Source organism: Streptomyces sp. NPDC044044, from assembly GCF_056434405.1.
Genome location: NZ_JBWKFG010000010.1, coordinates 479,830 through 492,644, shown reverse-complemented (window position 1 = coordinate 492,644; position 12,815 = coordinate 479,830). Strand labels below are relative to the sequence as shown.

The following is a 12,815-nucleotide window of genomic DNA, read 5'->3' as shown; positions in this document are numbered from 1 at the left end:
TGAGGCCCCGGCTCAGCCCCGCAGGACGAGCGCCTGGCCCGCCACGACCAGGAGCACGTGCTCGCACTCCGTCGTGAACGCCGCGTTCAGACGCCCCAGTTCATCGCGGTAGCGGCGGCCCGACGCGGTCGCGGGGACGATGCCGGAGCCGACCTCGTTCGACACGGCGACGACCGTGCGCCGGGTCGCGCGCACCGCGTCCGTGAGCTCGGCGACCCGCTTGCGCAGCGCCCGCTCGCCGCCGCCCGCCCATTCGTCGTCGTCCCACGCGTTCACCTCGTCCATGGCGTACGTCAGCCACAGCGACAGGCAGTCGATGAGCAGCGGAGGGCCGTTCTCGGCGAGCAGCGGCACGAGGTCGCAGGTCTCGGCGGTGCTCCACGACCCGGGCCGCCGTTCGCGGTGGGCGCTCACCCGGTCGGCCCACTCGGAGTCGCCGTTCCTTGTCCCGCCCGTGGCCACGTAGAGCACATCGGGGAAGGCCTCTAGGCGCCGCTCGGCCTCCACCGACTTCCCGGACCGCGCACCGCCCAGGACGAGCGTGCGGCGCGGCACGTCCGGTACGTCCTCATAGGCGCCGACCACCAGCGTCGTCCCGTCCGGCACGGCCCGCGCACCGGCGGCGGCCAGCCTGCGGGTCAGCTCCGCGCCCGGCGGCACCTCGTGGCCCAGATGGACGGCGACGACATCCGTGGTCGGCCCGATCGCACCGGCCGCCCGCAGCCGCGCGAGCCCGTCGGGGCGCCCGATGACATCGGCGAGGACCATCTCGTACGGAGGATGCCCGTCCGACAGCCCGGAGGGCGCACCGTCCGGCGGCAGATACAGGAGCCGCTCCCCGTCGGGGCCCACCACCTCGTACCCCGTGCCGGGGTGGTCCATCGCCACCGCCCGCACCCGGTGCCCGGTGAGTAGCGCGAGCTCCCGGCCGTCGGGCACGCGGCCCGGCTGCGGAAGCCCTGCCGGTACCTCCACCGAGGGGCCGTCGTGCGGATGGGAGAGCAGGACCTGGCGCACACCGCCGAGCGAGTGCCCGGAGCGTGCGGCCGCGAAGGCGGCGCCAGGGGTGAGGTCAAGGAGCAGGACGCCGTCCACCAGAAGCGCGGTGGCGGCGCGTGCGGCGCCACCGAGCGCGGTCGCGCAGGCCGCGCAGGGGCAGCCGGGACGGGGCAGGCCTTCGGGATCGCCGGTGCCGAGCAGAGTCAGTTCCACAGGAAGATCCTCCCGCGTCGCCGCGAGCGCCGCTCGCCCGGCTAGGCTTCAAGCGGCTTCACACAGCTGTCGGACCATCGGGAGGCTGGCATGGCGGCATGGACGTGGCGGTTCGAGAAGACGGACGGGACGGAGGTCCAGCCCGCTCTGACGCCCGAGGAGTTCACGACTCAGGGGGACGCGGAGTCGTGGGTCGGCGAGTACTGGAAAGAGCTCGCCGAGGGCGGCGCCGACCAGGTGTCGCTCTTCGAGGACGCGAACAAGATCTACGGGCCGATGAGCCTGCACGCGGAGGACGCGGCGCAGGGTTGAGCGACGCCTGAACGTGAGGGGGTGGCCGCAGCAGCGGCCACCCCCTCACGCCGTGTCACGACAAGCCGTGCCTAGATCTCGCCCAGCGTGACGTCGGCGGTCTTCTCGGAGCCGTCCCTCACGTACGTCACCTGCGTCTTGTCGCCCGGCTTCTCCCCGGCGAGCGCCTCGGAGAGCGAGGTGATCGTGGTGAGCTCGGTGTCGCCCAGATCGGTGATGATGTCGCCGGCCTCGATGCCCGCCTTGGCCGCCGCACCGTCCTTCTGTGCCTCGACGACGGCGACGCCCGCGGGCTTGTAGTCGTCACCGAGGACCGTGCGTCCCGTGATGCCGAGGGCGGCCCGGCCCGAGTCGGTGACCTTGCCGTCCTTGACGATCTGGTCGGCGACGGTCTTCACCATCGAGGACGGGATCGCGAACCCGATGCCGGGCGCCGCGCTGTCGCCCATGTTCGGGTCGGTCGCGGCGAGCGTCGGAATGCCGATGACCTCGCTGTCGAGGGTGACCAGGGCGCCGCCGCTGTTGCCCGGGTTGATCGCGGCGGACGTCTGCACCATGTTCGCGATGGTGGCCCCGGTCGCGCCCTCGGAGCGGCCCTCGCTGACGGTCCTGCCGGTGGCGGAGATGATGCCCTGCGTGACGCTGGAGGACAGACCGAGCGGCGAACCCATGGCGAGCACGATCTGCCCGACCTCGGCCTTCGTGGAGTCCGCGAACTTCGCGGCCTTGAGCCCGCTCGGCGGGTTGTCGATCTTGATGACGGCGAGGTCCTGCTCGGGGTAGGAGGCGACGAGCTTCGCGGTGAGGGCCTGCTCCCCGGTGGCCGTCGTGACCTTGAAGGTCTCTTCCTTGCCCACGACGTGGGCGTTGGTGACGACATGCCCCTTGTCGTCGTGGACGACGCCGGAGCCGAGGCTCTCGGAGGCGTCGATCTGGACGACCGAGGGCAGGACGTCCTTGATCACCTGCTGATAGTCGTCCTGCAGGTCGCTGTCCGCCATGGGCGCGGCCTGGGTGGTGGATTCACCGGAGTCCCCGGAGCCGGAACTGGAGCAGCCGCTCACGAGAAGCCCGGCGGCGACGAGGACGGCGGCGGTGGCGGTACGGGTACGCGAGACAGTCATGTCCCGAGTGTCACGTTCACCCCAATACGTCGCCCTGAATTGCGGGGCAATCGGGTGGGGGCGGGAAAGAGCCGCCGCGAGGCGGCGGCCCGATCAGTCCCGCACACCGCAGACGTGCAGCAACGCGGCCACCCGCCGATAGGGATCCGTCCGCCCGGCCCGCTCCTCGGCGGCGAGCAACGCCGCCAACTCCCCGTCCTCCGGCGGAACGGCGTCGTCCGAGGCCTGGTCGGTGAAGACCCGCACGCCGTACCAGGCGTGCAGCGGCGCGGCGATCCCCGCGAGCGAAGCGGACACCGCGTCGAGCCGGTCCGCACGCGCCTGAAGCCCGAGCCGGTTGCGGTACGCGGTGGAGTCGAAGGCGGCCATCGCCCCCGGCCAGTCCCCGGCGAGCCCCGGCCGCATGGCCAGCGCATCCGCGTTCCGGACGAGGAGGGAGAGCAGCCCTCCGGGGGCCAGCATCCGGGCGAGCCCCGCGAGCAGCGCGTCCGGCTCCTCGACGTACATCAGTACGCCGTGGCACAGCACGACGTCGAAGCTGCCCGGCAGGAAATGCACCCCGGTCTCGCGCCCGTCGCCCTCGACGATGCGCACCCGCCCCTGGATCCCCTCGGGCTCGGCGCCGAGCGCGGCACGCGCCGCGGCCACCATCGCCGGATCCTGCTCGACGCCCGTCACCTTGTGCCCGGCGCGGGCGAGCCGCAGCGCCTGCGTGCCCTGGCCCATGCCCACGTCGAGCACCCGCAGCCGCTGCCCCACGGGGAAGCGCCCGGCTATCTGCTCGTCGAGCTGCCGGGTCACCAGCTCCTGCCGTACGGCATTGCGCAGGCCGCCCAGCTTCTCGAGCCACGCGGCGGCCCCGCCGGCGAAACCGCTCAGGGCCGCTCTCCACGCTTGACCTGCGGCTTCGGCAGCCTCAGACGGCGCATCTGGAGCGTACGCATCAGGGCGTACGCGACCGCGCCCTTCTTGCTCTCGCTCGGGAAGCGCTCGTTCAGGCGCTTCTTCAGGCGGACCGCCGTCGTCACCGAGTCCACGATGATCAGGACGATCACGAAGAGCCACAGCAGCAGAGCGATGTTCTGCAGCTGCGGGATCCGGACCATGCTCAGTACGAGGATGATCACGGCGAGCGGCAGGAAGAACTCGGCGATGCAGAACCGCGAGTCGACGAAGTCGCGCGCGAACTTGCGCACGGGGCCCTTGTCGCGGGCGGGCAGATAGCGCTCGTCACCGCTGGCGAGCGCCTGGCGCTGCTTGTCCATCTGGACGCGGCGTTCATTGCGCTGCCGCTTCGCCGCCTCCTTGCGCGTCACAGGCGTGTTGGCCACGCTGCGGCGCTGGGTCTGGGCCTCACTGCGCTTGGGCGTGGGGCGGCCCTTGGGGGCCTGCGGGTCACGGGGCTGCTGGGAGTCGGTCACCGGGGCCTTGCTCGCCGGGGCCTTCTCGTCCTTGGATCGGCTACGGAACACAAAACCCAAGGGTACGGGGTGCGGACGCATGGACCCCCGCCCGATGGGGAACGATCCGGCAACACCGGGCGTCTTGATTGTGTGGCTAAGGGGACGTTCCGTGTGGTTTACAAGCGGTTTTCGGGCGGTTCCCGGGGGTGCACCTACTCCCTACGCCTGAGCCCGGCCGGACACAGTCGTCCTTGGGGATGAGCGCATCCGCACGCGAACAGTGCGGTAATGGATGCAGGGCCCGTACTGTGGGTTCTGAGCAGTACCTGGAGCTGGAAGTCCGTCAGAAGGGGGCGCGCGAAGCCCATGAGCGGTGTCATGAAGCGTATGGGGATGATCTTCCGCGCGAAGGCGAACAAGGCCCTTGACCGGGCCGAGGACCCGCGCGAAACCCTCGATTACTCGTACCAGAAGCAGCTCGAGCTGCTGCAGAAGGTGCGCCGCGGTGTCGCCGACGTGGCGACCTCGCGCAAGCGCCTCGAGCTGCAGCTGAGCCAGCTCCAGAAGCAGTCCTCCACCCTTGAGGACCAGGGCCGCAAGGCCCTCGCCCTCGGCCGTGAGGACCTGGCCCGCGAGGCGCTCTCGCGCCGTGCGGCCCTGCAGCAGCAGGTGACCGACCTGGAGACGCAGCACCAGACGCTCCAGGGCGAGGAGGAGAAGCTCACCCTCGCGGCGCAGCGCCTCCAGGCCAAGGTCGACGCCTTCCGTACGAAGAAGGAGACGATCAAGGCCACGTACACCGCGGCCCAGGCGCAGACCCGGATCGGCGAGGCCTTCTCCGGCATCTCCGAGGAGATGGGCGACGTCGGCATGGCGATCCAGCGCGCCGAGGACAAGACCGCGCAGCTCCAGGCGCGGGCCGGCGCGATCGACGAGCTCCTGGCCTCCGGCGCCCTCGACGACTCCTCCGGGCTCGCCAAGGACGACATCCAGTCCGAGCTGGATCGCCTCTCCGGTGGTACTGATGTAGAGCTGGAACTGCAGCGGATGAAGGCGGAGCTGGCGGGTGGCTCGTCGGCGTCGCCGAAGCAGGCCATCGAGCCGGGTCAGGGCCAGCCCCAGACCCAGCAGCCGCAGGACACTCCGCGCTTCGACAAGCAGTAGTCACACCGCTCACGTCCGAGGAGGACGACATGATCGTACGGATCATGGGGGAGGGGCAGGTGGAGTTGGCCGACAGCCACTTCGCCGAACTGAACAAGCTGGACGACGAGTTGCTCGACGAGATGGAGAGCGGCGACGAGTCCGGCTTCCGCAGGACGCTGGGAGCGTTGCTGGACAAGGTCCGGGAGTTGGGCACGCCGCTGCCGGACGACGCGCTCGAACCCTCGGAGCTGATCCTCCCCGGCCCGGACGCGACCCTGGACGAGGTCCGCGAGATGCTGAGCGACGACGGCCTGATCCCGGGCTAGCCGCGGGGCAATCGGGTGGGTGGGCGGGAGAGATCCGGCGCGAAGCGCCGGGACAGGACAGCCGGGGAGACGGATCTCGGCCAGAACCCGGCCCCGGGGCAACCCGACCGCGGGCCGAGCGGCAGGACCGGTCCCAGCCGCCCGCAGGGCCCCGTACCGTTTAAGGCGTGACCACTCTCGTGCGAGGCCGCTGTTGGGCCAAGGCGCACCCCCTCGCCGTGGACGCCGCCCTCGCGGCAGCCGTCCTCGTATGCATGGTCAGCGGTTCGTTCGTCGAGCCGTACGGCCATGGCGGCGGCCCCAGTTGGGGCACGCGCACCCCGGGCACGCTCAGCCTCGTCCTGATGCTGCTCGGCGCCACCGCGCTGGTCTTCCGCCGCCGCGCCCCCTGGATCGTGCTCGCCGCGACCAGCGCCTTCTCCGTCATCGATCTGATCACCGGCGAGTTCCGCGGCACCGTCGTGATGAGCGCGGTCATCGCCCTCTACACCGTCGCCGCCACCACCAACCGCCCCACCACCTGGCGCGTCGGCGTGGTCACCATCACCGGGCTCACCGGAGTCGCGATGCTGACGGGCCCCCTGCCCTGGTACGCCCAGGAGAACGTCGGCATCTTCGCCTGGACCGGCATGGCCGCGGCGGCCGGTGACGCCGTCCGCAGCCGCCGCGCCTTCGTGGACGCCATACGCGAGCGTGCCGAACGCGCGGAACGCACCCGCGAGGAGGAGGCCCGGCGCCGCGTCGCCGAGGAACGGCTGCGCATCGCCCGCGACCTGCACGACGTGGTCGCCCACCACATCGCCCTGGTCAACGTCCAGGCGGGCGTGGCGGCCCACGTCATGGACAAGCGGCCCGACCAGGCCAAGGAAGCCCTCTCCCACGTACGCGACGCGAGCCGCTCCGCGCTCAACGAACTGCGCGCCACCGTCGGCCTGTTGCGCCAGACAGGCGACCCCGAGGCACCCACCGAACCCGCGCCGGGCCTGGCCCGCCTCGAAGACCTCGTCGACACCTTCCGGCACGCGGGGCTCCCCGTGGAAGTGGCCGTCAGCGACGACGTGACGGAACTGCCCGCCGGAGCCGACCTGGCCGCCTACCGCATCATCCAGGAGGCCCTCACGAACGTGCAGAAGCACGCGGGGACGGGTGCCAAGGCCGAGGTCAGCGTCATCCGCGTAGGGCCGAACGCCGAGCTCACGATCCTGGACGACGGAGGCGGCGAGAAGTCGGAGCACGGCGGCGGGAGCGACGGCGGCGGGCACGGCCTCATCGGCATGCGTGAGCGCGTCAGCGCCCTGGGCGGCCGCTGCACCGCCGGGCCCCGCTACGGCGGCGGCTTCCGCGTCCATGCGATCCTGCCCGTCACGGCAACGCCGGTCAGCCCGGCAGAGGGAGGGACCACCGCGTGACGATCCGGGTGCTGCTCGCCGACGATCAGGCACTGCTGCGCAGCGCGTTCAGGGTGCTCGTCGACTCCGAGCCCGACATGGAGGTCGTCGCCGAGGCGTCGGACGGCGCGGAGGCCGTCGAACTGGCCACGTCACGGGCCGCCGACGTCGTCCTGATGGACATCCGCATGCCCGGCATGGACGGCCTCGCCGCCACCCGGCTGATCAGCGCCGACCCCGCCCTGGCCCACGTACGCGTGGTCATGCTGACGACCTTCGAGGTGGATGAGTACGTGGTGCAGTCGCTGCGCGCCGGTGCCTCCGGCTTCCTCGGGAAGGGCGCCGAGCCGGAGGAACTGCTCGGCGCCATCCGGATCGCGGCCGCGGGCGACGCCCTGCTCTCGCCCGCGGCGACGAAGGGCCTGATCGCCAAGTTCCTTGCGCAGGGCGACAGTTCGGATGACGAAGGCGGGCCGCGCGCCGAGCGGCTCGACGCGCTCACCGGGCGCGAGCGCGAGGTTCTCGTCCAGGTCGCGGGCGGGCATTCGAACGACGAGATCGCCGAACGCCTCGCGGTCAGCCCGCTCACGGTGAAGACGCATGTGAACCGCGCGATGGCGAAGCTGGGCGCGCGCGACCGGGCACAACTCGTCGTGATCGCCTACGAGTCGGGCCTGGTACGTCCAAGGGTGGAGTGACCGCGGGCGGGACGTACTGCGCCTGCAGTATGCGCCGTATAAGAACGGTTCCTCGGAGTGACGATTCCCACCCTGGGCATCGGAGATCGTGTAGGGGGCACCGGCCTGCCGGTGCCCTTTCCTGCGCAGTTCGCCACAGAGAGAGACCACCATGTCCTGGCTGTCCAGGTTCAGCCTCGCCCAACGGGCCCTTGTCGGGCTGATCTCGATCATCGCGCTGGTCTTCGGCGCGATCGCGATCCCTCAGCTCAAGCAGCAGTTGCTGCCCTCCATCGAACTCCCGATGGTCTCCGTCCTGGCCCCGTACCAGGGCGCTTCCCCCGATGTGGTCGAAAAGCAGGTCGTCGAACCCCTCGAGTCCTCCATCGACGCGGTCGACGGCATCACCGGCATCACCTCCACGGCGAGCGAGGGCAATGCCCTGATCATGGCCCAGTTCGACTACGGCAGCGGCTCCAAGCAGCTCGTCGCCGATGTCCAGCAGGCCGTGAACCGTGCCGGGGCCGAACTCCCCGACGACGTCGACCCGCAGGTCATCGCGGGCTCCACGGACGACATCCCCACCGTGGTCCTCTCCGTCACCTCCGACAAGGACCAGCAGGCGCTCTCCGACCAGCTCGACCGCACCGTCGTCCCCGCCATGGAGGACATCGACGGCGTCGGTCAGGTCACCGTCGACGGTGTGCGCGACCTCCAGGTCGACGTCACCCCCAACGACAAGAAGCTGGCCAAGGCGGGCCTGACCCCGGCCTCGCTCGGCCAGGCGCTCCAGGCCGGCGGCGCCACGCTCCCCGCGGGCTCCTTCGACGAGGACGGCAAGAACCGCACCGTCCAGGTCGGCGGCGGCTACACCTCCCTGAAGCAGATCCAGGACCTGATGGTCACCCCCGAGGCCAAGCCGGGGGAGCGCCCTGACAAGCCGGTGCGCCTCAGTGACGTCGCCACGGTGAAGCAGCAGCCGTCGGAGGCCACGTCCATCACCCGCACGAACGGCAGGCCCAGCCTCGCCGTCGCGATCACCATGGACCAGGACGGCAGCGCCGTCGCCATCTCCGACGCGGTCAAGGACAAGCTCCCCGACCTGCGCAAGGACCTGGGCGCAGGCTCCGACCTGACGGTCGCGAGCGACCAGGGCCCGGCCGTCTCCAAGTCCATCGACGGCCTCACCACCGAGGGTGCACTCGGCCTGGTCTTCGCGGTCCTGGTCATCCTGGTCTTCCTCGCGTCGATCCGCTCGACGCTGGTCACCGCGGTCTCCATCCCGCTCTCGGTCGTCCTCGCCCTGATCGTGCTGTGGACGAGGGACCTCTCCCTCAACATGCTCACGCTCGGCGCGCTGACCATCGCCATCGGCCGCGTCGTCGACGACTCGATCGTGGTCCTGGAGAACATCAAGCGCCACCTCGGATACGGCGAGGAGCGCGAGGCCGCGATCATCAAGGCGGTCAAGGAGGTCGCGGGCGCCGTGACGTCCTCGACCCTGACGACCGTCGCGGTCTTCCTGCCGATCGGCCTGGTCGGCGGCATGGTGGGCGAGCTCTTCGGCTCCTTCTCGCTGACGGTCACGGCGGCGCTCCTCGCGTCCCTGCTCGTCTCGCTGACCGTCGTCCCGGTCCTCTCGTACTGGTTCCTGCGTCCCCCCAAGGACGTCCGCGGCGCCGACCCGGAGGAGGCCCGCCGCAAGGCCGAGGAGAAGGAGGCGAAGAGCAGGCTCCAGCGCTTCTACGTCCCCGTCCTGCGCTTCGCGACGCGGCGCCGCTTCACCAGCCTCGTCATCGCGATCGTGATCCTCGTGGGCACGTTCGGCATGGCACCGCTCCTGAAGACCAACTTCTTCGACCAGGGCGAGCAGGAAGTCCTGACCATCAACCAGGAGTTGAAGCCGGGCACCAGCCTCGCGGCGTCCGACGCGTCGGCCAAGAAGGTCGAGAAGATGCTCGACGGCATCGACGAGATCAAGGACTACCAGGTCACGGTAGGCAGCTCCGGCTTCATGGCGGCGTTCGGCGGCTCCACGGACACCAACCAGGCGTCCTACACGCTGACGCTCAAGGACAAGGCGTCGTACGACAAGACGCAGGACAAGGTCGAGGAGGAGCTCGGCAAGCTCTCCGGCATCGGCCAGACGTCCATCGCGGCCGGTGACGGCTTCGGCAGCCAGGACCTGAGCGTGGTCGTCAAGGCCGCCGACGGCGATGTGCTGCGCAAGGCGTCCGACGAGGTCCGCGACGAGGTCGCGAAGATCGACGACGTCACGGACGTCCAGAGCGACCTGTCGCAGAGCATCCCGCGGATCTCGGTCAAGGCCAACTCCAAGGCCGCCGCGGCCGGTTTCAACGACACCACCCTCGGCCAGGCCGTCGCCCAGTCGGTCCGCGGCACCGAGAGCGGCAAGGCGATCCTGGACGACACCGAGCGCGACGTCGTGGTGAAGTCCTCGCAGCCGGCGAAGACGCTCGCCCAGCTGCGCGAGCTGAACCTCGGCTCCGTGAAGCTCGGTGACATCGCCTCGGTCAAGCTGGTCGACGGTCCGGTCTCGATGACCCGCATCGACGGCTCGCGCGCCGCGACGATCACCGCGAAGCCCACCGGTGAGAACACCGGCGCGGTCAGCGCCGACCTCACCAAGAAGCTCGACGCGCTGAAGCTGCCGGACGGTGCCACGGCGTCCATCGGCGGTGTCTCCGAGGACCAGGACGAGGCGTTCGCCTCGCTCGGCCTCGCGATGCTCGCGGCGATCGCGATCGTCTTCATGCTCCTCGTGGCGACGTTCCGCTCGCTCGTCCAGCCGCTGATCCTGCTGGTCTCGATCCCGTTCGCGGCCACGGGCGCGATCGGGCTCCTGATCGCCACCGACACCCCGATGGGCGTCCCGGCGATGATCGGCATGCTGATGCTGATCGGCATCGTGGTGACGAACGCGATCGTCCTGATCGACCTGATCAACCAGTACCGCAGGCAGGGTCACGGTGTCGTCGAGGCGGTCATCGAGGGCGGTCGGCACCGTCTCCGTCCGATCCTCATGACGGCCCTCGCGACCATCTTCGCCCTGCTTCCGATGGCCCTCGGCATCACGGGCGAGGGCGGCTTCATCGCCCAGCCGCTCGCGGTGGTGGTCATCGGCGGCCTGATCACGTCGACGCTCCTCACGCTCCTCCTGGTCCCGACGCTGTACGCGATGGTGGAGCTCCGCAAGGAACGCAGGCGCGCGAAGCGCGAGACGAAGCGGGCGAAGAAGGCGGGCGTCCCGCCTCAGACCACCTCCGAGTCCGACGACCCGGAACCGGCCCAGGTCTGATCAGCCGCCTCCGTTGTGGGCACCCGTTCCGCATGGCGGAACGGGCGGGCACAACGCCGAAGCTGCCGGGCAACGGCTAGCCAAGGCGCCCAGCATCACTGACGACGGGGTGCCCCTCATCCAGAGGGGCACCCCGTCCGCGTACGCCCACCGCACGTGCCAGCACGGCAGCCCCACTGCACAGCGTCATCCCGACGAACAGCGGCACCGCGGTGGAATCCCCACCCAGCCCCACCAGCGGCGCGACGACCGCGCCGAGCGCGCTCTGGGCGGTACCGAGCAAGGCGGACCCCACCCCGGAGGCGTAAGGCACCCGCGCCAGAGCCAGCGCCGCCGAGTTCGCCACCACCAGGCCGAGCCCACCGCACACCACGGCCAGGAGCACCAGGCAGAGCACGGTCGTGAGCAGCCCCGCCGTCGTGACGGCCAGCAGCACGGCCGACCCGGAGAGCATCGCCAACAGCCCGCCCCGCAGCAGTGCTTCGGGAGCGACCCGCCCCACGAGGCGGGCCCCCACCGCGCTGGAGAGCGTCGCCACCACGGCCCCGCCGGAGAAGGCGAAGGACGAGGCCCCCACCCCCATCCCCAGCACGTTCTGCAGCAGGAACGGCGACCCGGCGATGTAGCAGAACAGCATCCCGAAACCGAAGGTGAAGACGAGCGTGTAGCCCACGTACGCCCGATCGCCGATGACCTCACGGACCGAAGCCGCCACCTGCCGCATCCCGCCCGCCTGCCGCCGCTCCTTGGGCAGACTCTCCGGTACGCCGACCACGACCGTCAGCGTCACGAGCAACGACACCCCGGCGAGCACCCAGAACACGCCACGCCACCCCGCGGCCCCGATCACCGCGCCGCCGGCCAGCGGGGCGATGATCGGCGCGATCCCGGCCAGCGTCATGAGCACCCCGAACAGCCGTGCCGCCGCGGCCCCCTGGACCCGGTCCGCGACCACGGCCCGGCTGATCACGACGCCCGCCGCCCCGCTGAACCCGGTCACGAACCGCAGCGCGACCAGCCACCCCAGCGAGGGCGCCACGGCGCACAGCGCGGTCCCCGCGGTGCACACGGCCGCGCCCGCGAGCAGCGGCACCCGCCTGCCGTGCCGGTCGGAGAGCGGCCCGAAGACGAGGTGCCCGAGCGTCATGCCGACCAGGAACGCCGTCAGCGTGAGCTGCACCCCGGAGGCATCGGTGTGCAGTTCGTCGGCCATCCGCGGAAAGGCCGGGAGGTACATGTCGGTCGAGAGCGGACCTATGAACGAGAGCAGCGCGAGCGCGGCGGTGAGCAAGGGCATGGCGGAGGAACCTCCCGGAGTCGAGGCACGATGGAGATGGAGATACTTATATAAGTATCTGGAACGCTAGCATGGGAGCGTGACCGAGCAGAGGAACGCGCAGAACGACGAGGCCGACCGCAGGCTCTTCCAGCACGCCAGGGAGCTGACCCCCGTGCTGTACGCGCTCTCGCGCGTCCTGCGCTTCCAGGGCATGGAGGAGGCGGGGCTGTGGCGGCTTCCGCCGTCGGAGCTGGAGTTGATGCGCTACGTCCACGCGGAACCGGGCGTGACGGTGAGCGTCCTGGCCCGTGAACTCGGCCTGCACGCCAGCAATGTGAGCGCCACGGTCCGCGGTCTGGTCAACGCGGGACACCTGGAGCGCGAGAAGGACCCGAACGACGGCCGGGTGGTGCGCCTGAAGCCGACCCTCAAGGCGGAGCAGGGCATGGCCCTGATCGAGAACGCCTGGGCGGAGATCTTCGCCGACGCGCTCGCCACGCTCTCCGAGGAGCAGACGGCGGCGCTGGTCGCGTCCGTGCCGGCGCTGGAGGCGCTGGGGGGCGCGCTCAGGGAGCGTAGAACGCGGTAAGGGGCACCCGCAATGGCGGGTGCCCCTTACCCGGAAGAAG

Annotated in this window: 12 protein-coding genes; 7 read left to right on the top strand and 5 right to left on the bottom strand. The window is 70.8% G+C overall.

Annotated elements, in window-relative coordinates:
- Nucleotides 1-12: 12 nt before the first annotated feature.
- Nucleotides 13-1,212, bottom strand: a complete 1,200-nt coding sequence (locus AC07AG_RS35855) for a bifunctional adenosylcobinamide kinase/adenosylcobinamide-phosphate guanylyltransferase (RefSeq protein WP_478760580.1) — start codon at nucleotides 1,210-1,212, stop codon at nucleotides 13-15.
- 90 nt (nucleotides 1,213-1,302) lie between these two features.
- On the opposite strand from AC07AG_RS35855, the gene AC07AG_RS35850 reads away from it, so the two are divergent.
- Nucleotides 1,303-1,524 carry a hypothetical protein gene (locus tag AC07AG_RS35850; protein ID WP_478760579.1) on the top strand — a complete coding sequence of 74 codons (222 nt, stop codon included), beginning with the start codon at nucleotides 1,303-1,305 and terminating at the stop codon, nucleotides 1,522-1,524.
- 71 nt (nucleotides 1,525-1,595) lie between these two features.
- On the opposite strand, the gene AC07AG_RS35845 is transcribed toward AC07AG_RS35850, so the two are convergent.
- The 3 genes from AC07AG_RS35845 to AC07AG_RS35835 form a co-directional block, all read right to left on the bottom strand.
- Nucleotides 1,596-2,648, bottom strand: coding sequence for a S1C family serine protease (locus AC07AG_RS35845; protein ID WP_478760577.1), 1,053 nt, complete (start codon nucleotides 2,646-2,648; stop codon nucleotides 1,596-1,598).
- A 93-nt stretch (nucleotides 2,649-2,741) separates the two neighbouring features.
- Nucleotides 2,742-3,449: a class I SAM-dependent methyltransferase gene (locus AC07AG_RS35840; protein WP_478760576.1), complete on the bottom strand. Its 708-nt coding sequence runs from the start codon at nucleotides 3,447-3,449 to the stop codon at nucleotides 2,742-2,744.
- Nucleotides 3,450-3,523: 74 nt separating this feature from the next.
- Nucleotides 3,524-4,150 (bottom strand): DUF3043 domain-containing protein, encoded by a 627-nt coding sequence (locus AC07AG_RS35835; RefSeq protein WP_478760575.1) that lies wholly within the window; start codon nucleotides 4,148-4,150, stop codon nucleotides 3,524-3,526.
- A 267-nt stretch (nucleotides 4,151-4,417) separates the two neighbouring features.
- Between AC07AG_RS35835 and AC07AG_RS35830 the strand changes: the two genes are divergently transcribed.
- The 5 genes from AC07AG_RS35830 (at nucleotide 4,418) to AC07AG_RS35810 (ending at nucleotide 10,907) form a co-directional block, all read left to right on the top strand.
- Entirely contained in the window at nucleotides 4,418-5,215 is a 798-nt protein-coding gene (locus AC07AG_RS35830; protein WP_367041124.1) for a PspA/IM30 family protein, read from the top strand.
- A 29-nt stretch (nucleotides 5,216-5,244) separates the two neighbouring features.
- Nucleotides 5,245-5,523 (top strand): PspA-associated protein PspAA, encoded by a 279-nt coding sequence (gene pspAA / locus AC07AG_RS35825; protein WP_478760573.1) that lies wholly within the window; start codon nucleotides 5,245-5,247, stop codon nucleotides 5,521-5,523.
- A gap of 167 nt (nucleotides 5,524-5,690) precedes the next feature.
- Entirely contained in the window at nucleotides 5,691-6,932 is a 1,242-nt protein-coding gene (locus tag AC07AG_RS35820; RefSeq protein WP_478760571.1) for a sensor histidine kinase, read from the top strand.
- On the top strand, nucleotides 6,929-7,609 hold the full coding sequence (locus AC07AG_RS35815) for a response regulator (RefSeq protein WP_478760569.1): 681 nt from the start codon (nucleotides 6,929-6,931) through the stop codon (nucleotides 7,607-7,609). The genes AC07AG_RS35820 and AC07AG_RS35815 overlap by 4 nt, the downstream gene beginning before the upstream one ends.
- Nucleotides 7,610-7,760: 151 nt before the next feature.
- The gene (locus tag AC07AG_RS35810; RefSeq protein ID WP_478760567.1) at nucleotides 7,761-10,907 is read left to right on the top strand and encodes an efflux RND transporter permease subunit; all 3,147 of its coding nucleotides are present in this window, start codon (nucleotides 7,761-7,763) and stop codon (nucleotides 10,905-10,907) included.
- A gap of 76 nt (nucleotides 10,908-10,983) precedes the next feature.
- Here AC07AG_RS35810 and AC07AG_RS35805 read toward each other — a convergent pair whose 3' ends face one another.
- Nucleotides 10,984-12,204: a multidrug effflux MFS transporter gene (locus tag AC07AG_RS35805; protein ID WP_478760565.1), complete on the bottom strand. Its 1,221-nt coding sequence runs from the start codon at nucleotides 12,202-12,204 to the stop codon at nucleotides 10,984-10,986.
- A 79-nt stretch (nucleotides 12,205-12,283) separates the two neighbouring features.
- Here AC07AG_RS35805 and AC07AG_RS35800 point away from each other — a divergent pair, with 79 nt between their 5' ends.
- Nucleotides 12,284-12,775, top strand: a complete 492-nt coding sequence (locus AC07AG_RS35800; protein ID WP_478760564.1) for a MarR family winged helix-turn-helix transcriptional regulator — start codon at nucleotides 12,284-12,286, stop codon at nucleotides 12,773-12,775.
- Nucleotides 12,776-12,815 lie beyond the last annotated feature (40 nt).